This window comes from Streptomyces sp. WI03-4A, from assembly GCF_033792105.1.
Classification (GTDB): domain Bacteria; phylum Actinomycetota; class Actinomycetes; order Streptomycetales; family Streptomycetaceae; genus Streptomyces; species Streptomyces collinus_A.
In genome coordinates this window covers 1-22932 of record NZ_JARAUO010000027.1, presented here as the reverse complement: position 1 = coordinate 22932, position 22932 = coordinate 1, and the positions used below count along the sequence as shown (strand labels likewise).

Genomic DNA, 22932 nt, shown 5'->3' with positions numbered 1-22932 from the left:
GGGCCGCCACGGACCCGCCCGCCTCGCGGGACGGGCTCAGTCGCCGGCGTACCGGGCCCGCAGTTCCCGCTTGAGCACCTTCATGCTCGGGCCGAGCGGCATCGCGTCGGTGAACTCCACGCGGCGCGGGTACTTGTGGCGGCCCAGGTGCTCCCTGGACCACTCGGTGAGGGCGGCGGCGTCGGGGGCGGTGCCCTCGGCGGGGACGACGACGGCGCAGACCTCCTCGCCGTGCAGCTCGTCGGGCAGGCCGATGACGGCGACCTGGGCGATCTGCGGGTGCCGGGCCAGGACCTCCTCGACCTCGCGCGGGTAGACGTTGTAGCCGCCGCGGATGATCACGTCCTTCTTGCGGTCGACGATCCGCAGGAAGCCCTCCTCGTCCTTGGTGCCCAGGTCACCGGTGCGGAACCAGCCGTCGACCAGGGCCTCGGCGGTGGCCTCGGGGCGGCCGAGGTAGCCGGAGAAGACGTTGTGGCCGCGGACGACGACCTCGCCCAGCTCGCCGGGCGGCAGCAGTTCGACGCGGTCCTCGGTCTCGGCGCGGGCGATCTCCACGTCGACGCCCCACAGGGGGTGGCCGATGGTGCCGGCCCGGGTGCCGAAGACGGGCTGGTTGACGGTGGCCGTCGGGGAGGTCTCCGACAGCCCGTACCCCTCGTAGACGGTCGCGCCGAAGGCGCCCTCGAACCGCTCCAGCACGGCCACCGGCAGCGAGGCCCCGCCGGAGACGCACACACGCAGCTCGGGCAGGGCGTCGGCGGCCCCGGCGGCGGCCGCGAGGGCCACGAACATGGTCGGCACGCCGTGGAAGGTGTTGACGCCCTCCTTCACCATCAGCTCGATGGCGCGGGCCGCGTCGAAGCGGGGCAGCAGGACGAGGGTGGCGCCCGCCCGCCAGGTGGAGTTGAGCGAGACGGTCTGGCCGAAGGCGTGGAAGAGCGGGAGCGCGCCGAGCGCGATGTCGTCGGCGCGGATGTCGTTGGCGTCGAAGGCGTTGACGGTGGCGTTCATGACCAGGTTGAAGTGGCTGAGCACGGCGCCCTTGGGGACGCCGGTGGTGCCGCTGGTGTAGAAGACGACCGCCGGGTCGTCGGCGGCGCGGGTGACGTAGGTGGGCAGCGGGCGGGCGTCGGCCGCGAGCCGGTCCAGTTCGTCGCCCAGTTCGACCACGCGGACCCCGAGGGCCTGTGCGGCGGCCCGGCCCGTGGCCGCCTGCCGCGGGTGCACGAGGAGCAGGGTGGCGCCGCTGTCCTTCAGGACGTGCTCGACCTCGGGGGGCGTCAGGAGCAGGTGGACGGGGACGACGACCGCGCCCGCCGCCGCGATCGCGTAGTAGGCGACGGGGAATTCCGCGGTGTTGGGCGCCATCAGGGCGACCCGGTCGCCGGGCCGCACGCCGAGGCCGGTGAGGGCGCCGGCCCGGGACAGGGAGCGCTGCCAGACCTGCTCGAAGGAGAGCCGCAGATCGCCTTCGACGAGGGCCGTCTTGTGGGGGCGGCGCCGGGCGTTCTCGGCGAGGACGGCGGCGACGGACAGGGAGGCCATGGGGCGGTGCTCCGTTTCTTGCTGCGACTCGTGTACCGATCCCCGTTGCCGGGGCCCCCGTGCTGGTGCGGCCGGCGCCTGCCGCTGAAGTGGCGGTCCTAGGGCCTGGTGCGAAAGTGGCGTCGTCGCCCGCAGGGCGGCCGGGCGGCGTCCGGTGCGTGCTCTCGGCGTGCCGCCCGGAAGTCCTCGTACTGGGCGTACTCGGGCTTTCGGGCGGTGCGGCGAGAGTGCGTGCCGGGCGTCGTACGGCAGCCGCCACTTTCGCACCAGGCCCTAGTGCCGCTCGACCAGCACCGCGCTGCCCTGGCCCACGCCGACGCACATGGTCGCGAGGCCGCGGTCGGCGCCGGTGCGGCGCATCCGGTGCAGCAGGGTCGTCAGGATGCGCGCGCCGGAGCAGCCGAGGGGATGGCCGAGGGCGATGGCGCCGCCGCTGAGGTTGACCAGGTCCGGGTCGATGCCGAGCTGGTCGACGCAGGCGAGTGCCTGGGCGGCGAACGCCTCGTTGAACTCGGCCTCCCCGAGGTCGGAGACGTCCCAGCCGGCCCGGGCGAGCGCCTTGCGGGTGGCGGGGACCGGGCCGATGCCCATGACGTCCGGGTGGACGCCGGCCGAGGCGCCGGCGACGTAACGGCCGAGGGACTCCAGGCCCAGCTCGTTCAGGGCCTCCTCGCTGACCAGCAGGAGGCCGGCCGCGCCGTCGTTCATGGGTGAGGCGTTGCCCGCGGTGACCGTGCCGCCCGCGCGGAACACCGGCTTGAGGCGGGACAGCTTCTCCAGGGAGGTGTCCTCGCGGACGCACTCGTCCTGGTCGACCGTGACGCCGTCGGGGCGCTCGACGGGCAGCAGTTCGTCGTCGAAGTGGCCGTTCTTGCGTGCGGCGGCGGCCCGTTGGTGGCTGCGCAGGGCGAACTCGTCCTGCCGGTCGCGGGAGATGCCGTACCGCCCGGCGACCTCCTCGGCCGTCTCGCCCATGGAGAGCAGGCCGTGCAGGTCCTTCATGGCGGGGTTGACCAGGCGCCAGCCGAGCCGGGTGTCGACGGTCTCGATGCGGTGCGGCAGGGCCTCGTCGGGGCGGGGCAGTACGAAGGGGGCGCGGCTCATGGACTCCGAGCCGCCCGCGATCACGACGTCGGCCTCACCGGCGGCGATCGCGCGGGCGGCGGTGGTGACCGCCTCGAGTCCGGAGGCGCACAGCCGGTTGACGGTGGCGCCGGGCACCGACTCGGGCAGGCCGGCCAGCAGCGCGGCCATGCGGGCGACGTTGCGGTTGTCCTCGCCCGCCTGGTTGGCGGCGCCCCAGTAGACGTCGTCGACGCGGGCCGGGTCGAGCGCGGGCACGTCGGCGACCAGGTGGCGGATCACGGTCGCCGCGAGGTCGTCGGGCCGCACGCCGGACAGGGCGCCGCGAAGCTTGCCGATGGGGGTGCGGCGGGCGGCCGCGAAGTGGACGGGACGCACGGCATGGACTCCTGACCGACGACGCTGTGGATCAGCACGAAACCTACGCTGGGGTGACAGCGCCACTTAATTAGCACTGCTAGTTTTAAACTATAGACCGCCGACCGGCTCCCTGGGAAGATCCCCCGGGTACCTTCGCCGCCACCGCTGGAGGAGAGATGACCGAGGTCCGCGAGCACGTCCTCGACCGGATCGCCGTACGGGAGTGGCCGCACCCGGCGCCGCGCCTGCTGGTCGTCGTCGTGCACGGGTACGGGGAGCACGCGGGCCGGTACGACGAACTGGCGGGCGTGCTGACCGGGTACGGCGCGGCCGTCTACGGCCCCGACCACGTCGGGCACGGCCGGTCGGCCGGCGAGCGGGTGGTGATCGAGGACTTCGAGGACGTGGTCGGGGACGTGCACCGGGTGGCCGACCTGGCCCGCGCCGCACACCCCGGTCTGCCGCTCGTCATGGTCGGGCACTCCATGGGCGGCCTGATCGCCGCCCGCTACGCCCAGCGGTACGGCGCCGAGCTGAGCGCGCTGATCCTGTCCGGGCCGGTGATCGGCGTCTGGGAGCTGCCCGGACGGCTGCTCGCCCTGGACGAGATCCCGGACACCCCGGTCAGCCCGGCCGCGCTCTCCCGCGACCCCGCCGTGGGCGCCGCCTACGCCGCCGACCCGCTGGTCTGGCACGGTCCGATGAAGCGCCCGACGCTCCAGGCGTTCGTGCGGACCCTGGAGACGGTCGCCGGGGGCGGCGGCATCGGCGCGCTGCCGCTGCTGTGGCTGCACGGGGAGGACGACCGGCTGGTGCCGCTGCCGGGGAGCCGGATCGGGGTGGAGCGCCTCGCCGGCGGCCGGGCGACGGAACGGATCTTCGCCGGGGCGCGGCACGAGGTGTTCCACGAGACGGACCGGGCGGCCGTGCACGCCGAGGTGATCGCCTTCCTGGACCGGGTACTGCCCGGCTGATCAGCGACGTTTGCTCCGGAACGCACCGGGCACCCGCGTCACCGGACGCAAGTCGGATGACGGAAGGGAACGTACGCACCATGACCGTGGTGAGGAGCACGCTGTCCGAGGAGGCGCTCGGCGTCACCGGTACCGCCCTGCAGGAGACCCTGGTGGACCTGCTCGGGCTGTCGCTCGTCGGGAAGCAGGCGCACTGGAACATCGTGGGCCCGCGCTTCCGGTCCATCCACCTCCAGCTGGACGAGGTCGTCGAGACGGCCCGGGCCCACTCCGACACGGTCGCCGAGCGCGCCGCCGCGCTGGGCGTCCCGCCGGACGGCCGGCCCGAGACCGTCGCCGCCACCTTCGCCCTGCCCGGCGCGAAGAGCGGCTGGCTGCGCGACACCGAGGTGGTGGAGCTGACCGTGTCGGCCCTCGAGGTGGCGATCGGCCGGCTGCGCGAGCGGATCAAGGTCACCGAGGAGGCCGATCCGGTCACCCAGGACCTGCTGATCTCCATCACCGCCGACCTGGAGAAGCAGCGCTGGATGTTCGAGGCGGAGAACCGGTCCGGCGACGCCGGCTGACGCCGTCCGCAGCACGCGAACGTAAACCCACCCCCGCACGGAAGGCAGACCCGTGGCCGACGCACTCGAACTCGAAGCGCTGTGGGAGGACTTCCACCGCGTGGTGAACATGACCTCGCAGGAGCTGGCGGCCTGGCTCCGGGTCCGGGACGCGGACGAGGAGAGCGAGCCGCTGCCCGAGCGGGCCGGCTCGCCCACCGGGCAGCACGTCCTCGCCATCCTCCAGAAGCGCCGTACCGATCTGACCGACGACGACGTCCGCGTGATGTACAAGGTCGTGGACACGGTCGGTGACCTGGTGGACGTGGAGGACGAGCCGCTGCCGGAGAAGACCGAGGAGGACACCCGGCTCCGGCACCGCCTGATGACCCTGGGTCACGACCCGCTCAAGCCGTAGCCCGCACACCGCGGCCCGCACGGGGACGGGCGCCCGGCCCGTCCCCGCCGGCACCCACCCGCCCCAGCCAGGCGCCGTATCGGGGCCGATCCGGCCCGGACCTGGCCGAAGAGTGCCTCCGGCGCACCCCCATGATCGTGTCAGACTGCTCGCACGCCCCCCCCGGCACCCCCGGGGACGGCCGAGCGGAGGAGCGACACGTGACGGGGACCGGACCGGCCGCCCAGGAGATCGACACCACCCGCCCGCATCCCGCGCGGGTGTACGACTGGTTCCTCGGCGGCAAGGACAACTACCCCGTCGACGAGGAACTCGGCCGCCGCATCGCGGCGATCGACGGGGGCGCGCCGCGCGCCGCCCTGGCCAACCGGGCGTTCATGCGCCGGGCCACCCGGGTGCTGGCCGCACAGGGCGTCCGCCAGTTCCTGGACATCGGCACCGGCATCCCCACCGAGCCCAACCTGCACCAGATCGCCCAGTCGGTGACGCCCGGCGCCCGCGTCGTCTACGTCGACAACGACCCGATCGTGCTGGCCCACGCGTCCGCGCTGCTGCGCGGCACGCCCGAGGGCGTGACCGAGTACGTCCAGGCCGACGCCCGCGACCCGCGCGCCATCCTGGACCGGGCCGCCGCGGTGCTGGACCTCGACCGCCCGGTCGCGCTCTCCCTCATCGCCCTGCTGCACTTCGTCGCCGACGAGGACGGCGCCCACGACCTGGTGGCGACCCTGGTCGACGCGCTGGCCCCGGGGAGCTGCCTGGTGCTGTCGACGATGACGGCCGACTTCGAACCGGACAACGTCCGCCGGGGCATCGCCGCCTACGCGGCGGGCGGGGTCACCCTGGTGGCCCGCTCGCACACCGAGGTGGGCGCCTTCTTCGAGGGCCTGGACCTGCTGGAGCCGGGCATCGTGTCGGTGGCGCACTGGCGGCCCGAGGAGGACCGGGCCCCCGCGGGACCGATCTCGCTGTACGGCGCGGTGGGCGTGAAGCCCGCCCGGTGACCCGGGGCGGTACGACCGGCGGTACGGCCTACAGCGGTATCCCGACGACCCGCGAGATCGTGCGCAGCACGCCGTTGTCGTTGTTGGACGGGGCCAGGTGGCGGGCGCGGCGGACGACCTCCGGGTGGGCGTTGGACATGGCGAAGGACCAGTCGGCGGCGTCCAGCATCTCCAGGTCGTTGAGGTAGTCCCCGAACACCATCGTCTGCGCGGGCGTGATGCCCAGCTCGCGCTGGAGACCGCGCAGCGCGGCACCCTTGTTGGCGGTGCCGTTCATGACGTCGACCCAGTGCTCGCCGGAGACGACGACCTGGTGGGTGGCGGCGAACGCCCCCAGGGCGGGGGCGGTGGTCCGCTCCACGGGCCCGAAGTCGAACAGCGCCACCTTGATCACCTCGTCCTCGACGGCGGTGACGTCCTCGACGACCCGGTGCTCCACGTAGTACTTGCGCACCTCGGCCAGGAACGCCTCGTCGGCCCGCTCGACGTACGCCGACCGCTTGCCGCAGACCACGGCGCCCACGTCGACCCCGTCCGCGGCGAGCCGCCGTACCGTCCGGGCGACGTCGGCGGCGACGGACCGCTGAAGCGGGTCGGAGCTGAGCTCCACGCCGTCGCGGACCACGTAGGTGCCGTTCTCCGCGATGAACACCATGCCCTCGGCGACGTCGGCGAACTGCCGGGCCAGGGTGGCGTACTGGCGGCCGCTCGCCGGGCTGAACAGCACGCCGCGCCGGCGCAGCTCGGCGAGCACGGGCCACAGCCCGTCCGGCATCCGCTTGGCGTCGTCCAGCAGGGTGCCGTCCATGTCGGTGACGACGAGCCGGATGTCCGCGGGGGCGGCGGGCGGGGCGGGGGTCTCGAGGAGGGACGCGGGGGTGGCGGGCATGTCCTGCTTCCGGTGGTTGAACGGGGTACGAAGTCCAGTGTTTCAAACGCTCCGGGACGCCCCGGAGGGTGGCGGGGAGACCGCACCGCGCGTTTCCCGGGACAGCGCGATCAAGGGGGCGGCACAATGACGGCGGACGAGCGCGCGAGAAGGGCGGACACGTGACCGAGCAACCCTCGCCGACGGCCGGACCGGCGCGGCTGAACACGACCGTGGCGCACAACGCGCGGGTCTGGAACTACTGGATCGGCGGCAAGGACCACTACGAGGTCGACCAGCGGGTCGGCGAGCAGGTCTCGGGGATGTTCCCGGTGATCCGGGCGGTGGCCCGCGCGGACCGCGACTTCCTCGGGCGGGCGGTGCGCTTCCTGGCCGCCGAGCGCGGGCTGCGCCAGTTCCTCGACGTCGGCACCGGGCTGCCCACCGTCGACAACACCCACGAGATCGCCCAGCGCATCGCGCCCGAGTCGCGGATCGTGTACGTCGACAACGACCCGATCGTGCTCGTGCACGCCCGCTCCCTGCTCACCAGCTCCCCCGAGGGCGTCACCGACTACGTCGACGCCGACGTGCGCGACCCCGACGCCATCGTCCGGCGCGCCGCCGACACCCTGGACCTGGACCGGCCGGTCGCCGTGATGATGCTGGGCATCCTCAACTTCGTGCTGGACGGCGCGGAGGCCGCGGACATCGTGCGGCGCGTCATGGCGGCGGTCCCCTCCGGCAGCCACCTGGTGCTCACCCACCCGACCTTCGACGCCGAGGTGGGCGGCGAGGGCAACGTCGCGGCGATGGAGTTCTGGAACGCCAACGCCACCCCGCCGATCACCGCCCGGAGCCGCGCCGAGATCGCCGCGTTCCTCGACGGCCTCCAGCCGGTCGAGCCGGGGCTCGTGCCGTGCTCGCGGTGGCGCGCCGGTTCGGACGCCGCCTCGGTGCCGCAGTACGGCGTGGTGGCCGTGAAACCCTGACCCCGAGCACGCGGGGGCCGAGCCCGTGCTCCCTGCCCCGGCCCTCGCCGCCCCCTTCACGCCGAGGAGGACGTATGACCGCCCTGGCCGACCCGGTGCCCGGCGGGCGCCCCGGCGACCTCGGCCGGGTCGCCGCGCTGACCGCGGACCTCGCCGCCCAGCAGGTGCACGGCATCGTCCTGGCCTACGTGGACACCGCGGGCGTCGGCCGGGTCAAGACCGTCCCGACGGCACGCCTGGAGGCCGCGGTGTCCTGGGGCGTCGGCATGTCGCCGGTGTTCGACACCTTCCTCGCCGACGACTCGATCGTCACCACCGACGTCCTCGGCTCCCCCGACGGCGACCTGCGGCTCTACCCGGACCTCGACCGGCTGGTGCCGCTGGCCGGGCAGCCGGGCTGGGCCTGGGCGCCGGTGGACCGGATCACCCAGGAGGGCGAGCGGCACCCCGGCTGCTCCCGGACGTTCCTGCGCCGGATCGTCGCGGACGCCGCCGAGCGGCACGGGCTCGCCTTCCGGGCGGCCGTCGAGATCGAGTGGTCGGTCGGGCTCGGCAGCGTACCGGGCGACGCGTTCGTCCCGGCGGCCTCCGGACCGGCGTACGGCGCCACCCGGCAGGTGGAACTGAGCGACTTCACCGCCGACCTGCTCGCCGCGTTCGCGGCCCAGGGCGTGGACGTCGACCAGCTCCATCCCGAGTACGCGGCCGGCCAGTTCGAGGTGTCGGTGGGCGCCCTGGACCCGGTGGCGGCGGCCGACCGCAGCGTGCTGGTGCGGCAGACGATCCGGGCGGTGGCGGGGCGCCACGGCCTGCGCGTCTCCTTCGCGCCCGCCGTGCTCGCCGAGGGGGTCGGCAACGGCGGCCACCTCCACCTGTCCTGCTGGCGCGGCGGGGTCAACCTGCACTCCGGCGGCACGGGCCGGCACGGCATGACGGCCGAGGCCGAGTCGTTCGCGGCCGGGATCCTCGCCCACCTGCCCGCCCTGACGGCGGTGACCGCGCCGAGCCCGGCCAGCTACCTGCGGCTGAAGCCCTCGCAGTGGGCGGGGGTGTTCACCGCCTGGGGCCTGGAGACCCGCGAGGCGGCGCTGCGGGTCGTCACGGGCACCGCGGGCCGCCGGGACCAGGAGGCGAACCTGGAGGTCAAACCGGTCGACCTGGCCGCCAATCCCTACCTCGCGCTGGGCTGCGTCATCGCCGCCGGACTCGACGGGCTGACGGCGTCCCTGCCGCTGCCCGGGGAGATCACCGGGGACCCGGCCCGCTACGGCGACGAGGAGGCCGCCGCCCTCGGTGTGCGGCGGCTGCCGCGGTCGCTGCCGTCGGCCGTCGAGGAGTTCCGGGCCGACCAGGTGCTGCGGGCCGCGCTGGGCCCGGTCCTGGCGGACGCGGTGACCGCCGTACGGCTCGGTGAGGCGGCGGCCGTGGCGGGTCTGGACGACGCGCGGGTGGCGGCCGCCTACCGCTGGAAGTACTGACCGTGCCCACCACCGGCCCGGTCCACGCGTTCCTCCAGGCCCTGCCCCTGGTCGACCACCACTGCCACGGCGTGTCCACGGCCGACCTGCCGCCCGGGCGGTTCGAGCCGCTGCTCACCGAGGGCGGGGCCTGGCCCGGCGTCTCCCCCTTCGACACCCCGGTCGGCGTGGCCGTGCGCCGGCACTGCGCGCCCCTGCTCGACCTGCCCCGGCACGCGCCCGCCGCCGACTACCTGGCCCGGCGCTCCGCCCTCGGCCCCGACGAGGTCAACCGGCGCTTCCTGACCGCCGCGCACGTCGAGGCCCTCTGCGTCGACACCGGATACACCCCGCACCCCGGCACCTCCCCCGCCGACCTGGCCGAGGCGGCCGGTGCCACCGCCCACGAGGTGGTCCGCCTCGAGCGGGTCGCCGAGGAACTGGCGGCGCGCGGTGTGGCGGCGGGCGCGTACGCGGCCGGGTTCCGGGCCGCCGCCGAGGACGCCGTGCGCCGGCCGGGCGTGGTCGCCGTGAAGTCGGTGGCCGCCTACCGCACCGGCTTCGCCCTCGACCCCGCACGCCCCGCGGTCGCGGAGGTGGCGCGGGCCGCCGGACGCTGGCTCACGAGCGGCGGACGCCTGACCGACCCGGTCCTGGTGCGGCACCTGCTGTGGACCGCCGTCGACCTGGGCCTGCCGCTGCAACTGCACACCGGCTTCGGCGACGCCGACCTGCGGCTGCACCACGCCGACCCGGCCCTGCTCACCGACTGGCTGCGCCTGACGGCGGGCACGGTCCCGGTCCTGCTGCTGCACTGCTGGCCGTACCACCGTCAGGCCGCCTACCTGGCCGCGGTGTTCGAGCGGGTTTACCTGGACGTCGGCCTGACCCTGCACCACACCGGCCCGGCTCGCTCCCGGGCGGTGCTGGAGGAGGCACTGGAGATCACCCCGTTCCGCAAACTGCTGTACAGCTCCGACGCCTACGGTGTGGCCGAGTTCCACCACCTGGGCGCGCTGTCCTTCCGGCTGGGACTGGCCGGAATGCTCCAAGCCCGGGTCGAAGCAGACGAGTTGAGCCTGCCCGACGCCCTGCGCATCGCGGCCTGGACGGGCCGCGACAACGCCCGCCGACTGTACGGACTGCCCGAGAACGATCCGGCCCGCGACTGAGCGCGCGCCCCACCCGGAAAGTATGATCAAGCAATGTCTGACATGACCGAAACCACGCCCGGCTGGCTGACCACGGACGAGCTGGAAATGGCCAGGGCCCGTATGCCGATCCTCTACGTCGAGGCCGTGCCCGTGCGCGTGGACGACAGCGGCGAAGTCACGAGCATCGGACTGCTGCTGCGCATCGGCCCGGACGGAACGGTCAGCCGGACCCTGGTCTCCGGCCGCGTCCTGCACCACGAGCGGGTCCGCGACGCGCTGCTGCGCCACCTGGAGAAGGACCTCGGCCCGGTCGCGCTGCCCCGGGTGCCCTCCTCGCTGCAGCCGTTCACGGTCGCCGAGTATTTCCCGACGGCCGGCATCACGCCGTACCACGACCCCCGTCAGCACGCGGTGTCCCTCGCCTACGTCGTCCCGGTCACCGGCGACTGCCGGCCCCGGCAGGACGCGCTGGACCTCGTGTGGTTCAGCCCCCAGGAGGCCGCCTCGGCGGCGGTGCAGGGCGAGATGCCGGGCGGGCACGGAGCGCTGCTGAAGCAGGCGCTCGCGCACGTGGGCGTGGTGTCCTGACCACCGGCGGCCGACCGGCCTGTCTATCAGGCCGGTCACGCCGCTGACCAGGGCTTCCCCCGAGGTGTTCAGGCAGCGTTCAGGCTCACGGACCGCCGGGGCAACACCTGCACCAGAAGCACCAAAGCCCTGGCAAAGAGGGCTGGGGAGAGGGCGGCCGCCCGTGCGAGGGTGCCGCTCATGAGCACAGAGCACGTCCTCGACCGCCGGCCCGGCGGCCATGCCCGTGACCGCGTCCGGAGAACCGCGAACAAGGTGCCCGGGGTCACCGCCTCCTTCTGGATCATCAAGGTCCTCACCACCGGCATGGGCGAGACCGCGTCCGACTGGCTGGCGCACCTCCTCGGCCCGGTCCCCGCGGTCGGTCTCGGCGGACTCGGCCTCGTGGCCGCGCTCGTGCTCCAGTTCGCCGTCCGCCGGTACGTGGCGTGGATCTACTGGACGGCGATCGTCATGGTCAGCGTGTTCGGCACGATGGCGGCCGACATCCTGCACGTCGGCCTGGGCATCCCGTACACCCTCTCGACGCCCCTGTTCATGATCACCCTGGCCGCCGTGTTCGCCCTCTGGTACGCCGCGGAGCGGACCCTGTCGATCCACGGCATCCGCACCCGCCGCCGCGAGGTGTTCTACTGGGCCGCCGTCCTCGCCACGTTCGCGCTCGGCACCGCCGCCGGCGACCTCACCGCGACCGTCGGCCTCGGCTACCTGGGCTCGGCCGTCCTGTTCGGCGCGGCGATCTCGGTCCCGGCCCTCGCCCACCGGGCTGGCGTCCTGGGCGCGGTGCCCGCGTTCTGGACGGCGTACGTCATCACCCGCCCGCTGGGCGCCTCGATCGCCGACTGGATGGCCCTGGAGCCGCACCGGGGCGGTCTTGGCCTCGGCCTCGGCCCGGTGACGCTGTCCTGGACGGTGGCCATCCTCGCCCTGGTCGGCCACCTCGCGGTGACCCGCCGGGACGTGCGGACCGCCTGACGCCGTTCCGCCCGCACGCCGCGCGCCGGACGTCGTGTGCGGAGGAGAATCGAAGCCATCGGGACGGACAGCGGGCGATCCGACAGCGGGCGATCGGGACGGCTGGTGAGGCTCCATGGCCGGAGACAGGGGCAGACCGCCGGTGGAGCCGTCGCTCCCCGCCCTGCACCTGCGCCTGCGTTCCGAACTGGGCCGCATCGACGACCAGTTGCGCTCCCTGCTCTCCTCCATGGACCGGCTCCAGGGGCTGCTGGACGCGGTGGTGGCCATCAGCCGCGAGGTGGAGCTGCCCGCGGTGCTGCACCGGATCGTGACCACCGCCATGGAGCTGGTGGGCGCCCGCTACGGCGCCCTGGGCGTGCTGGACGAGTCCGGCGACCGTCTGGAGCAGTTCATCTCCGCCGGCCTGTCCGAGCGGGAACGCGACGCCCTGGCCGAGGCCGGGCTGCCCCGCGGCCTAGGCGTGCTCGGCCATCTGATCCACCACCCCGAACCGCTGCGGGTGGACGACATCCCGGCTCATCCGTCCTCCGCCGGCTTCCCGCCCGGGCACCCGCGCCTGCGCACCCTGCTCGGCGTCGCCATCAGCGTGCGCGGCGAGATCTACGGCGACCTGTACCTCGCCGAGCGGCGCGACGGGCAGCCCTTCGACCAGCACGACGAGACCGTGGTCGTCGCCCTGGCCGGGGCCGCCGCCATCGCCATCGAGAACGTCCGCCTGTTCGAGCGGGTGCGCGTCGGGGCCGAGCAGTTCCAGCGGCTCCTGCTGCCCGTCGTGCCCGACCTCAGGCCCTTCACCGCCGCCGCCATCTACCGGCCCGCCGCCGAACCCAGTCAGCTCGGCGGCGACTGGTACGACGTCATCCCGCTCCCGCACGACGTGGTGGCGGTGGTCATCGGTGACGTGGTCGGCCACGACCTCGAGGCGGCGGCCTCCATGGCCGCCACCCGCAACATGCTGCGCGCGCTGCTGTTCGACCTGACCAGTTCGCCCGGCGCCGTCCTCACCCAGCTCGACCGCACCCTGACCGCCCTCACCGACGCCCCCGTCACGACCACCACCCTCGCCCGCTTCGAACCGGAGGGCCCGGGCCGGCGCCTGCACTGGAGCACCGCGGGCCATGTACCGCCGCTGCTGATCACCGACGAGGGCGAGGTGGAACTGCTGCTCGCGGAGCCGGGTCTGCCGCTCGGGGTCGACCCCGAGCAGCCGCGCCCCGACCACTCCCGCCTGCTGCCCCCGGCCGCCACGCTGGTCTTCTTCACCGACGGGCTGGTCGAACACCCCGCCCACCCCATCGACGAGAGCCTGGCCGACCTCGCGGAGCTGGTGGCGGCGAGCGCCTCGCTCCCCCTGCCGGAGCTGGTCCGGGCCCTGGCCGACCACCACCCGAGCGACGGCCACGACGACATGGCCATCCTGGCCGTACGCACCCCGCCCGCCTGACCTCGGCGCCCCGTACGGCGGTGGCGTGGAGGATCCCGGGGTTCCGGCGGATGATGGTTCTCGGGGCGATGTCGACACGGAGGTCGCCCGATGACCGGCGCGCGGCAGGAACGGTACCGGCGCGCCGCCCTGACCGCCCTGGAGATCGGTGTCGTCGCGGCGCTGTACTACGGCTCGGCCGAGGCGGGGCTGATCCAGCAGCTCGTGCGCAAGCAGGTCACCCCGCTGTGGCCGCCGAGCGGCATCGCGGTGGCCGCCCTGCTGCTGCGGGGGCCGCGGCTGTGGCCGGGCATCGCGCTCGGGGCGTTCCTGGCCAACGTCACGCTGGGCCCGTCGGCCGTGGCCGTGCTCGCGATCACCGCGGGCAACACCCTCGCGCCCCTGTGCTCCTACGCGCTGCTGCGACGGGCGGGGTTCCGCAACCGTCTCGACCGCCTGCGGGACGCGCTCGTGCTGATCTTCCTCGGCGCGTTCCCCGGCATGCTCATCAGCGCCACGGTGGGCACCGGGACCCTCATCCTCGCCGGTGTGCTCCACACCGGCGCCTTCTGGCCGACGTGGTCGGTGTGGTGGACCGGTGACGCGATGGGCGTCCTGGTGGTCACACCGTTCCTGCTGGTCCTGAGCAGGGCGCGCCCGCCGAGGGGTGTGCCGGCGGCCCGGTGGCTGGAGGCCGGCCTGCTGGTGGCGGCCACCACCGGGGTCGGGCTGCTGGAGACCACGAACACTCCCCTGGTGTTCCTGGGCTTCCCGCTGCTGATCTGGGCCGCCTTCCGCTTCCAGCTGGCCGGGGCCGCGCCCTGCGCGCTCGCCGTGTCGACCTTCGCGATCATGGCCGCCACCGGGAACAAGGGCCCGTTCGCCCGGCACGACCTGGTCACGAACATGATCACCCTGCAGGCGTTCAACGCGTCGGCCGCGCTGACCGCGCTGCTGCTCGCGGCCGTCATCAGCGAGCGGAACCAGACGGAGCGGGAGATCGCCCAGGCGTGCGGCCGGCTCGCCGACATGGTCGCCCGGATCGCCACCAGCGAGCAGCAGTCCGTGCTCCCCGACGACGAGGTCACGGGGAGCACGGGTCCGGGGACCCCGCGGGGCCCGGAACGCACCCGGCCGAGCGGTGACGGCCAGGCCAGTGGAAGCGACGAAAGGCCGTCTCCTCATACCTGAGAAGACGGCCTCCGACCGGCTGCGAGAGCTGGTCGGGACGACAGGATTTGAACCTGCGACCCCTTGACCCCCAGTCAAGTGCGCTACCAAGCTGCGCCACGTCCCGGTGCCGTTTGACCTGGGGTTTCCCCGGTCGAAACGCGCAGGGAAACAATACCGCACTCGGGTCGGTCCTCGCGCATCCCTTTCCCGGGTGCACCGGGTCCGCTCAGGAGGCCGGGGCCCTGGCGTCGGCCCGCACGAGCCCTCGTATCGCGGGGACCGCGAGCATGACCGCGGGCACCACCAGGCTGACCGCCGCGGCCGCCAGCAGGACCCGGTCGGCGCCCAGGGCCGCGGCGGCCGGACCCGCCAGGGCCCGGCCGACCGGCATCATCGCCAGGGAGCCCGCCACGTCGTAGGCGTGGATGCGGTTGAGGACGCCGCCGGGACCTGGGTCTGCACGCTGGTCGCCCACATGACGCCGGGGAATTTTCAGCGGCCGCCGGGCAGGCCCAACTCGGGGTGGTCGTCCAGGAGTCGGGGCGGCGCGGCCTGCCGCCAGGAGTCGGCGAGGATGTCGCGCAGTTCGTCCTCGTCCTCCAGGGCGGCGAGCCGGGCCCTGACCCAGGCGAACTGGGCCTCGTGACCGGCGATCCAGAACTTGCCGGGCTCGGCGAGCACCAGTTCGTCGCGCTCCTCCTTGGGGCAGCGCACGGCGATGGACGTCTCGTCCTCCGGGAGCGTGGCGAACATGTTCCCGGCCACCCGGAACGTGGGCATGTTCCAGGCGGTCTTCTCCGTGGTGTCCGGCAGGGACAGGGCGATTCGGCGTACGTCTTCGGCGTCCGGCATGCCCCGCACGCTAACCCGCGGCACTGACAGTCACCTCGCGGCCGGGACCAGGCGCTTGTAGTACAGGGTCGTCGGGCGCAGCTCGCCGGCCGGGTTCGCCGCGTAGCCGGGGATGGTGCCGGCCGGGGTCCAGCCGGCCGAGCGGTAGAGGCGCTCGGCGGGGCTGCCGGTCTCGGTGTCCAGGTGCAGGAGGGTGAGGCCGGCGGCAGCGGCGGCCCGCTCGGCGGTGGCGAGGAGCAGACGGCCGAGGCCGCCGCCGCGCGCCCGGCGGTGCACCATCAGCTTGACGAGTTCGGCGCGGTGCCGGCTGTTGGGCTTGTCGGGCAGGGCCAGGCTCACCGTGCCCGCCGGCCGGCCGGTGTCGTCCACGGCCACCCACACGTCCAGCCGGCCGGCCGCGACGGCGTCGGCCCGCTCCCGCCACCAGGCGTCCGCCGCCGTCCGCGTGAGCGGGGCGAGGAAGCCGACCGAGGCGCCGCCGGCCACGGTGTCGGCCAGCAGCAGGGCGAGTCCGTCGCTGCCCCGGCGGATCCGCTCCTCGTCCCAGCGCCGCACCCTCATGGCCGTACCACCGCCAGCGCGTAGCGGGCCGCCGCCGGCCCGGTGCAGCGGAACCTGGTCGGCCCGAAGACCCGCATCCGCAGGCAGTCGCCCGCGCCGAGCGGGTGGCTGGTGCCGTCGACGGTCACCTCAAGGGTGCCGTCGAGGACCCAGAGGTGCTGCTCGATGCCGGGCACGGGCGGACGGTCGTAGGCGAGGTCGGCACCGGGGGCGAGCCGGCCCTCGACCAGTTCGCCCCGCAGGCCGGGGTGCGGCGGTGACACCGACCGGCGGGTGAATCCGGCGCCGGGGTCCTGCCAGACCCGCTGGTCGGCCGCCCGCACCAGCGGGGCGGGTTCCGCCTCCACCTCGCTGAGCAGCTGGGACATGGTGCGGCCGTAGACGTGGCAGAGGCGGTTGAGCACGGCCGCGGTGGCGCTGGTCTCGGCGCGTTCGGCGCGGGACAGCGTGGACCTGCTCACCCCGCTGCGCTCGGCCAGCTCCCCGAGCGACCAGCCGCGGCCGGCCCGGAGTTCGGCCAGCCGGGCGCCGAGGCGGGCGTCGACGGGATCGGGACCCTCGTTTCTCATGTCCGGGACGCTATCCCTGATATGAGACGGGCGGGTTACCGAAGGCTCACGCCTGCGCGGCCTCGCCCAGCGCGTCCAGCACCGGGCGGATCAGCGGGTGCCCCTCGGCGCCGCGGCGCACCGCCGCGAACACCCGGCGGGTCGGGGCCACGCCGTCGACCGGGCGGACTACCACGCCCGCCAGGTCCATGCCGCGCAGCGCCGAGCGCGGCACGAGGGCGACGCCCGCGTCCGCGGCGGCGAGCGCGACCACGGCGCGGAAGTCGTCGGAGGAGTGCGCGAAACGCGGCTGGAACCCGGCGTTCTCGCACGCGAGGACGACCACGTCGTGGCAGGGGTTGCCGGGGTACGGGCTGATCCAGACGTCCTTGGCCAGGTCGGCGAGGGGGACCTCGAAGGCGTCGGCGAGGCGGTGGCCGACGGGCACGACCGCGTCGAACGGCTCGGCGTACAGCGGCACATGGGTGAGCCGGGGGTCGTCGGCGGCCGGCGCGCCCCGGTATTCGACGGCGACGGCGACCTCCACCTGCCGGTCCAGCACCATGGGCAGGCTGGCGTCGCCCTCCGCGTCCTGGACCCGGATGCGTATGCCGGGCGCCGTGGAGGCGAGCCGGGCCACGGCGGGCGCCACCACCTGGGCGATGCCGGTCGCGAAGGCGGCCACGGTGACGGTGCCCGCCTCCCCCGAGCCGTACGCCGCCAGTTCGGCCTCGGCCCGCTCCAGCTGGGCGAGTACCGCGTTGGTGTGGCTGAGCAGGATCTCCCCCGCCTGGGTGAGGCGGACACCCTTGGCGCCGCGCTCGACCAGGCGGTGGCCGGTCTCCTGCTCCAGGGCCGTCAGCTGCTGGGAGACGGCGGAGGGGGTGAGGTAGAGCGCGGCGGCCGCCGCGGTGACCGTGCGGTGGTCGGCCACCGCACGGAGGATGTGGAGCCGCCGTGCCTCGATCATGCCTCCATTATTCCAGGGCGTCCGCCCTGGTCAGGCCTCCAGCTCGGCCCGCGCGGCGACGAACGCGTCGACCGCGCGGTCGACGTCCTCGGTGGAGTGCGCGGCGGAGAGCTGGACCCGGATGCGGGCCTGGCCCTGCGGGACGACCGGGTAGGAGAAGCCGATCACGTACACCCCGCGCTCCAGCAGCAGTTCCGCCAGGCGGGCCGCCCGGGCCGCGTCACCGATCATGACCGGCGCGATGGGGTGGTCACCGGGGAGGATCTCGAAGCCCTCCTCGGTCATCCGGCGGCGGAACAGGGCGGTGTTCTCGGCGAGCCGGACCCGCAGGTCGTCGGCGGACTCCAGCAGGTCGAGGACCTTCAGGGAGGCGGCGGCGATCACCGGGGCGAGGGTGTTGGAGAACAGGTAGGGGCGCGAGCGCTGGCGCAGCAGGGCGACGATCTCGGCGCGGGCCGCGACGTAGCCGCCGGAGGCGCCGCCGAGGGCCTTGCCGAGGGTGCCGGTGATGATGTCCACGCGGTCCATGACGCCGTGCAGCTCGGGGGTGCCGCGGCCGGTGGGGCCGACGAAGCCGACGGCGTGCGAGTCGTCGACCATGACCATCGCGTCGTAGCGGTCGGCGAGGTCGCAGATGTCGCTCAGCGGGGCCACGTAGCCGTCCATGGAGAAGACGCCGTCGGTGACGACGAGCTTGCGCCGGGCGCCGCCCGCGGTGGCCTCCTTCAGCTTCGCCTCCAGGTCCGCGAGGTCCCGGTTGGCGTAGCGGAAGCGGCGGGCCTTGGACAGGCGGATGCCGTCGATGATGGAGGCGTGGTTGAGGGCGTCGGAGATGACCGCGTCCTCCTCGCCGAGCAGCGTCTCGAAGACACCGCCGTTGGCGTCGAAGCAGGAGGAGTAGAGGATGGTGTCCTCCTGGCCGAGGAACGCGGACAGGCGTGCCTCCAGCTCCTTGTGGACCTCCTGGGTGCCGCAGATGAAGCGCACGGACGCCATGCCGTAGCCCCACCGGTCCAGGGCCTGGTGGGCGGCGGTGATCACCGCGGGGTGGTCGGCGAGGCCGAGGTAGTTGTTGGCGCAGAAGTTGAGGACCTCGCCCGGGCGGCCGCCGGCGGTGACGGCGACGGTCGCGGACTGGGGGGTGCCGATGACCCGCTCGGGCTTGTGCAGGCCGGCGGCGCGGATCTCGTCGAGGGTGGCGCGCAGGTCGTCGCGGACAGAGTCGAACATGACAGGGCTCCTGAAGGTGCTGCGGGAGGGGATGCGCGAGGCAGGGGTGCGCGAGGGGCGGGGTTACGCGGTCCAGTCCAGGATGACCTTGCCGCCGGTGCCGCTCGCCGCGTCGGCGAAGGCCGCCTCGAAGTCGCGGTAGCCGTACCGGCCGGTGATCACCGGGGCCAGGTCGAGGCCGCCCTCCAGCAGGACCGACATCGCGTACCAGGTCTCGAACATCTCGCGGCCGTAGATGCCCTTGATGGTGATCATCGAGGTGACGATCCGGGACCAGTCCACCGGGAACTCCTCGGCGGGCAGGCCGAGCATGGCGATCCGGCCGCCGTGCGTCATGTTGGCGATCATGTCCCGCATGGCCTCGGCGCGGCCGGACATCTCCAGGCCGATGTCGAAGCCCTCGCGCAGGCCCAGTTCCCGCTGCCCGTCGGCGATCGAGGACCGGGAGACGTTCAGGGCGAGGGTCGCGCCGATCTTCCGGGCGAGCTCCAGGCGCTCCTCGCTGACGTCGGTGACGACGACGTTGCGGGCGCCGGCGTGCCGGGCGACGGCGGCGGCCATCAGGCCGATCGGACCCGCGCCGGTGATCAGGACGTCCTCGCCGACCAGCGGGAACGACAGCGCGGTGTGCACGGCGTTGCCGAACGGGTCGAAGATCGCGGCGACGTCGAGGTCCACGGCGACGCGGTGCACCCAGACGTTGGACGCGGGCAGCGCGACGTACTCGGCGAACGCGCCGTCCCGGCCCACGCCGAGGCCGACGGTGGCACGGCACAGGTGGCGCCGGCCGGCCAGGCAGTTGCGGCACTTGCCGCACACCAGGTGGCCCTCGCCGCTGACCCGGTCACCCACCCGGATGTCGGTGACGTCCCGGCCGGTCTCCACGACCTGCCCGACGAACTCGTGCCCGAGCACCAGCGGGGTGCTGATGGCCTGCTGCGCCCAGCCGTCCCAGGCCCGGATGTGCAGGTCGGTACCGCAGATACCGGTCCGCATGACCTTGATCAGCACATCACCGGGGCCGATGGCGGGCTCCGGGACGTCCGTGAGCCAGAGCCCGGGCTCCGCCTTCTCCTTGACCAGCGCCTTCAACGCTACGGCTCCTGTGGGTGAGGTCCCGGCCGCGTGTGCCGAAGGGGCCCGCACCGGGTCAGAGGGGTGGAATCACCGTGCAATCTGCCGTACGCGCGAGCCGGGGTCCATCGATCTTTTCTTAACCGCCGCCACAGCTTTCCTTCACGCCCCCCGCGGCCACGCGCGCGGTGCGCCGCCGCTCAGATCGGCAGCCCGTCGTCCGCGGACCGCTGGATGCGCACGGCGACCTCGGTGGCCAGGGCCTTGATGGTCTCGAGCCCGGACCGCCCCCAGGCGCGCGGCGCCACGTCGAAGGCGCAGACGGTGCCGAGCGCCATGCCGGAGCCGTCGAAGACCGGGGCGCCGAGATACGACCGGATGCCGTAGTCGTCCACGACCGGGTTGCCGGCGAAGCGGGGGTAGTCCCGGACGTCCTCCAGCACCAGCGCCTTGCGGCGGACCACCACGTGCGGGCAGAAGCCGTGGTCGCGCGGCATGACCCGGCCGACCTCGGGCCTGGTGCCGTCCTCCCGGACCACGGGCGCGGCGAGCGGGGTGCGCAGGCCCGCGAAGTACTGGTGGTCCGCCCCGATGAAGTTGACCATGGCGTACGGCGCCCCGGTGAGCTGGGCGAGGTGGTCCGCGAAGGCGTCGAGGCCGGGCTCGGGCCGGCCTCCGAGGCCGAGCCGGCGCAGCCGGGAGACACGGGCGGGTGCCTCTTTGTCCTCGGGGGTGAGCAGCAGGCCGCGGACCGGACGGGGCGGCTCGTAGCTCATGACCGGGCTCCGTCCTTGTGGGCGTACCTCATATGGCGGCTCCGTGTGCGGTGTGGCGGGATCACATGTGGGCGCCGTGGCTCGGCGCGGGCGCCGGGGCGTGGGCGATCAGATGGCGTACGAGGGTGAGCAGGGTCTGCACACCGGAGCTGGAGATGCGGGCGTCGCAGCGCACGACCGGGATCCCGGTGTCGAGGTCGAGGGCCGCGCGCACCTCCTCCGGGTCGTAGCGGTAGGAGCCGTCGAACTCGTTGACGGCGATGACGAAGGCGAGGCCGCGCTCCTCGAAGAAGTCCACGGCCGCGAAGCACTCGTCCAGGCGCCGGGTGTCGGCGAGGACGACCGCGCCGAGCGCCCCTTCCGACAGCTCGTCCCACATGAACCAGAACCGCTCCTGCCCGGGCGTGCCGAAGAGGTACAGCACGTGCTCCGGGTCGAGGGTGATCCGGCCGAAGTCCATGGCGACCGTCGTCTCGACCTTGTTCTCGATGCCGTCGAGGTTGTCGGTGCCGGCGCTGACCGTGGTGAGCAGCTCCTCGGTGCTGAGCGGGGCGATCTCGCTGACCGCTCCCACGAAGGTGGTCTTGCCGACCCCGAACCCGCCCGCCACCAGGATCTTCAGCGCGGTCGGGAACGGGTCAGAGCTGTCGTCGTAGTCCATCGAGCACTGCCTCCAGCAGGGACCGGTCCGTGGGGATGTGGTGGAAGGCGGGGGGTTTGGTGGTCAGCGCCCCGCAGTCGACGAGGTCCGAGAGCAGCACCTTGGTGACCACCGCGGGCAGTCGCAGGTGCGCGGCGACCTCGGCCACCGGGACGGGCGCGCGGCACAGGTCGAGTGCCTGGGCGTGCTCGGGTCCGAGATAGCCGAGCGGGGTGACTCCGGTGGCCATCACCTGCGACATCAGGTCGAGCGCGATGGTGGGCTCGGTGCGGCCGTTGCTGACCGTGAAGGGCCGCACCAGCCGTCCGGCCGCGTCGTCGAGCCAGGGCCCGTCGCCGGCTGCGGCCACGCTCAAGGCCTCGTCGCCGTGATCGCCGCGGTCTCGTCGGCGTGCCTGCGGGGCGCGGTCACCAGGTAGGGGCGCACGCTCTTGACCAGCATCGCCATCTCGTAGCCGAGCACGGCGGCGTCGGCCTCGCGGCCGGCGAGCACGGCGAGGCAGGTGCCGGACCCGGCGGTGGTGACGAACAGCAGCGTCGAGTCGAGTTCCACGACGACCTGCCGGACTTCGCCGCCGTCGCCGAACCGGACGCCCGCGCTGCGGCCGAGGGAGTACAGGCCCGAGGCCAGGGCCGCCATGTGGTCGGCGCTGTCCGCGTCGAGGCCGTGCACGGACTTCACCAGTCCGTCGCAGGACAGCAGGACCGCGCTGGCGGTGTGGGGTACGCGCTGCACGAGGCCGCTCAGCAGCCAGTCGAGGTCGGAGGCCTGTGCGGTCGGCGCGTCGCTCGCCATGGTGGATCGACTCCTTGGGTTACGAAGATCGGTGGGAGCGCTGGGGGTGGGGGTGGGTACGGGGCTGGTGAGGGCGTTCATCCGGCCGGTGCGCTCCCGTCGGTGCGGCCGGTGCCCTCGGTTGCGGGTGCGTGGGCGTGCGTGCGGGGCGGGTGCGTGCCGAGGGGAGGTGCCGGTTCCAGGAGGCCGGCGCCCGAGTCGCGGGTGGCCGGGTCGCGGGTGGCCGGGTCGCGGGTGGCCGGGTCGCGCCGGTCCGGGTGCCGGTGCCGCTCGTCGGCCGGGGCCGCGGCCGGCTCCGCGCCCTGCTGCGCCTCCGCGAGCCCGATGCCGCGCTGGAAGGCCGCCATCAGGCCGGGGTCGTGACCCGGCACGGTTTCGCCCTCCTGGCGGGGGGCCGGGCCGCCGCGCAGTTGCGGCACGATGTGCTCCTGGGCACGGCGGCGGGGCAGCCGGGGCTTGTCCATGGTGCCGCGCACGGCGCCGGTGCGCGGGCTGGGCAGGATGCCCGCGTGGGCCTCGACCGCGGGGCGGTCGTCCGCGCCGATGCCCGGCACGGCCTCGGCGGGGTTGGGCCGCTGCTCGTGGGCGCCGCGCACGGGGAGCCTGGGCGGGGCGCCCCGGTCCTCGCCACCGCTGCGCGCGTGCCCGTCGGCCGCGGCGCCGCGCGCCGGACCGCGCTGCGCGTGCCGCCGCCGGCCGGTGGGCGCGGGCTCTCCGGTCCCTGCCTGCCCGGTCCCGGCCTGGCCAGGCCCTGGCCGACCGCTCCCGGCCTGACCGGCCCCTGCCTCGCCGGTCCCGGCCTGTGCGGCGGACCGCGTCCCGCCCTCGGCGGCGGCCGGACCGTCCGCAAAGGTCCCGGGCCGGCCCGCGCCGGTCCCGGCGGCGGCGGTGGTGCCCGGT

General features: G+C 74.2%; 24 protein-coding genes, 1 tRNA gene and 2 pseudogenes. 11 read left to right on the top strand and 16 right to left on the bottom strand.

Annotated features, from left to right (window positions below; translation table 11 throughout):
• Positions 1-36: 36 nt before the first annotated feature.
• Both PV343_RS24950 and PV343_RS24945 read right to left on the bottom strand, forming a co-directional pair.
• On the bottom strand, positions 37-1548 hold the full coding sequence (locus PV343_RS24950; RefSeq protein WP_319149188.1) for a long-chain-fatty-acid--CoA ligase: 1512 nt from the start codon (positions 1546-1548) through the stop codon (positions 37-39).
• Between the two features lie 273 nt (positions 1549-1821).
• A complete protein-coding gene (locus PV343_RS24945) occupies positions 1822-3009 on the bottom strand; it encodes a thiolase family protein (protein ID WP_319149187.1) in 1188 nt (395 codons plus the stop codon).
• A 158-nt stretch (positions 3010-3167) separates the two neighbouring features.
• Here PV343_RS24945 and PV343_RS24940 point away from each other — a divergent pair, with 158 nt between their 5' ends.
• The 4 genes from PV343_RS24940 (at position 3168) to PV343_RS24925 (ending at position 5932) form a co-directional block, all read left to right on the top strand.
• Entirely contained in the window at positions 3168-3965 is a 798-nt protein-coding gene (locus PV343_RS24940; protein WP_319149186.1) for an alpha/beta hydrolase, read from the top strand.
• Positions 3966-4045: 80 nt separating this feature from the next.
• Positions 4046-4531, top strand: a complete 486-nt coding sequence (locus PV343_RS24935; RefSeq protein WP_319149185.1) for a Dps family protein — start codon at positions 4046-4048, stop codon at positions 4529-4531.
• A 52-nt stretch (positions 4532-4583) separates the two neighbouring features.
• Positions 4584-4928, top strand: a complete 345-nt coding sequence (locus tag PV343_RS24930) for a DUF3140 domain-containing protein (protein WP_319149184.1) — start codon at positions 4584-4586, stop codon at positions 4926-4928.
• A gap of 200 nt (positions 4929-5128) precedes the next feature.
• Positions 5129-5932, top strand: a complete 804-nt coding sequence (locus tag PV343_RS24925; RefSeq protein WP_319149183.1) for an SAM-dependent methyltransferase — start codon at positions 5129-5131, stop codon at positions 5930-5932.
• A 28-nt stretch (positions 5933-5960) separates the two neighbouring features.
• Here the strand turns inward: PV343_RS24925 and PV343_RS24920 are convergent, their stop codons facing one another.
• The gene (locus PV343_RS24920) at positions 5961-6821 is read right to left on the bottom strand and encodes a Cof-type HAD-IIB family hydrolase (protein ID WP_319149182.1); all 861 of its coding nucleotides are present in this window, start codon (positions 6819-6821) and stop codon (positions 5961-5963) included.
• A 161-nt stretch (positions 6822-6982) separates the two neighbouring features.
• Between PV343_RS24920 and PV343_RS24915 the strand changes: the two genes are divergently transcribed.
• From PV343_RS24915 to PV343_RS24885, 7 genes are all read left to right on the top strand, one after another.
• On the top strand, positions 6983-7792 hold the full coding sequence (locus PV343_RS24915) for an SAM-dependent methyltransferase (protein WP_319149181.1): 810 nt from the start codon (positions 6983-6985) through the stop codon (positions 7790-7792).
• A 74-nt stretch (positions 7793-7866) separates the two neighbouring features.
• On the top strand, positions 7867-9270 hold the full coding sequence (locus PV343_RS24910) for a glutamine synthetase family protein (RefSeq protein ID WP_319149180.1): 1404 nt from the start codon (positions 7867-7869) through the stop codon (positions 9268-9270).
• 2 nt (positions 9271-9272) lie between these two features.
• A complete protein-coding gene (locus PV343_RS24905) occupies positions 9273-10421 on the top strand; it encodes an amidohydrolase family protein (RefSeq protein WP_319149179.1) in 1149 nt (382 codons plus the stop codon).
• A gap of 42 nt (positions 10422-10463) precedes the next feature.
• Complete coding sequence (locus tag PV343_RS24900; protein WP_319149268.1) at positions 10464-10991, top strand: NUDIX hydrolase family protein; 528 nt, start codon at positions 10464-10466, stop codon at positions 10989-10991.
• Positions 10992-11171: 180 nt separating this feature from the next.
• On the top strand, positions 11172-11966 hold the full coding sequence (locus PV343_RS24895; protein WP_319149178.1) for a hypothetical protein: 795 nt from the start codon (positions 11172-11174) through the stop codon (positions 11964-11966).
• A gap of 115 nt (positions 11967-12081) precedes the next feature.
• A complete protein-coding gene (locus PV343_RS24890) occupies positions 12082-13413 on the top strand; it encodes a PP2C family protein-serine/threonine phosphatase (protein WP_319149177.1) in 1332 nt (443 codons plus the stop codon).
• Positions 13414-13503: 90 nt separating this feature from the next.
• Positions 13504-14583 (top strand): MASE1 domain-containing protein, encoded by a 1080-nt coding sequence (locus tag PV343_RS24885; RefSeq protein WP_319149176.1) that lies wholly within the window; start codon positions 13504-13506, stop codon positions 14581-14583.
• Between the two features lie 29 nt (positions 14584-14612).
• Here the strand turns inward: PV343_RS24885 and PV343_RS24880 are convergent.
• The 13 genes and pseudogenes from PV343_RS24880 to PV343_RS24820 form a co-directional block, all read right to left on the bottom strand.
• Positions 14613-14689 (bottom strand) — tRNA-Pro (locus PV343_RS24880).
• Between the two features lie 102 nt (positions 14690-14791).
• A pseudogene (locus PV343_RS24875) lies at positions 14792-15054 on the bottom strand (MFS transporter); the annotation flags it as partial.
• Positions 15055-15057: 3 nt separating this feature from the next.
• Positions 15058-15417 (bottom strand): MmcQ/YjbR family DNA-binding protein, encoded by a 360-nt coding sequence (locus PV343_RS24870; protein ID WP_319149175.1) that lies wholly within the window; start codon positions 15415-15417, stop codon positions 15058-15060.
• 30 nt (positions 15418-15447) lie between these two features.
• Positions 15448-15978, bottom strand: coding sequence for a GNAT family N-acetyltransferase (locus tag PV343_RS24865; RefSeq protein WP_319149173.1), 531 nt, complete (start codon positions 15976-15978; stop codon positions 15448-15450).
• On the bottom strand, positions 15975-16547 hold the full coding sequence (locus PV343_RS24860; protein WP_319149171.1) for a helix-turn-helix domain-containing protein: 573 nt from the start codon (positions 16545-16547) through the stop codon (positions 15975-15977). The genes PV343_RS24865 and PV343_RS24860 overlap by 4 nt, the downstream gene beginning before the upstream one ends.
• A gap of 46 nt (positions 16548-16593) precedes the next feature.
• The gene (locus tag PV343_RS24855) at positions 16594-17496 is read right to left on the bottom strand and encodes a LysR family transcriptional regulator (protein ID WP_319149170.1); all 903 of its coding nucleotides are present in this window, start codon (positions 17494-17496) and stop codon (positions 16594-16596) included.
• Between the two features lie 30 nt (positions 17497-17526).
• On the bottom strand, positions 17527-18726 hold the full coding sequence (locus PV343_RS24850; RefSeq protein WP_319149169.1) for a glycine C-acetyltransferase: 1200 nt from the start codon (positions 18724-18726) through the stop codon (positions 17527-17529).
• 63 nt (positions 18727-18789) lie between these two features.
• Positions 18790-19818, bottom strand: a complete 1029-nt coding sequence (tdh, locus tag PV343_RS24845) for an L-threonine 3-dehydrogenase (RefSeq protein WP_319149168.1) — start codon at positions 19816-19818, stop codon at positions 18790-18792.
• Between the two features lie 182 nt (positions 19819-20000).
• Positions 20001-20576, bottom strand: coding sequence for a GAF domain-containing protein (locus PV343_RS24840; protein ID WP_319149166.1), 576 nt, complete (start codon positions 20574-20576; stop codon positions 20001-20003).
• Between the two features lie 61 nt (positions 20577-20637).
• Positions 20638-21237, bottom strand: a complete 600-nt coding sequence (locus PV343_RS24835) for a GTP-binding protein (RefSeq protein ID WP_133918900.1) — start codon at positions 21235-21237, stop codon at positions 20638-20640.
• Positions 21215-21586, bottom strand: a complete 372-nt coding sequence (locus PV343_RS24830) for a DUF742 domain-containing protein (RefSeq protein WP_319149165.1) — start codon at positions 21584-21586, stop codon at positions 21215-21217. The genes PV343_RS24835 and PV343_RS24830 overlap by 23 nt, the downstream gene beginning before the upstream one ends.
• A gap of 2 nt (positions 21587-21588) precedes the next feature.
• Positions 21589-22032 (bottom strand): roadblock/LC7 domain-containing protein, encoded by a 444-nt coding sequence (locus PV343_RS24825; protein ID WP_319149164.1) that lies wholly within the window; start codon positions 22030-22032, stop codon positions 21589-21591.
• Between the two features lie 77 nt (positions 22033-22109).
• Positions 22110-22932, bottom strand: a pseudogene (locus PV343_RS24820) (ATP-binding protein); the annotation flags it as partial.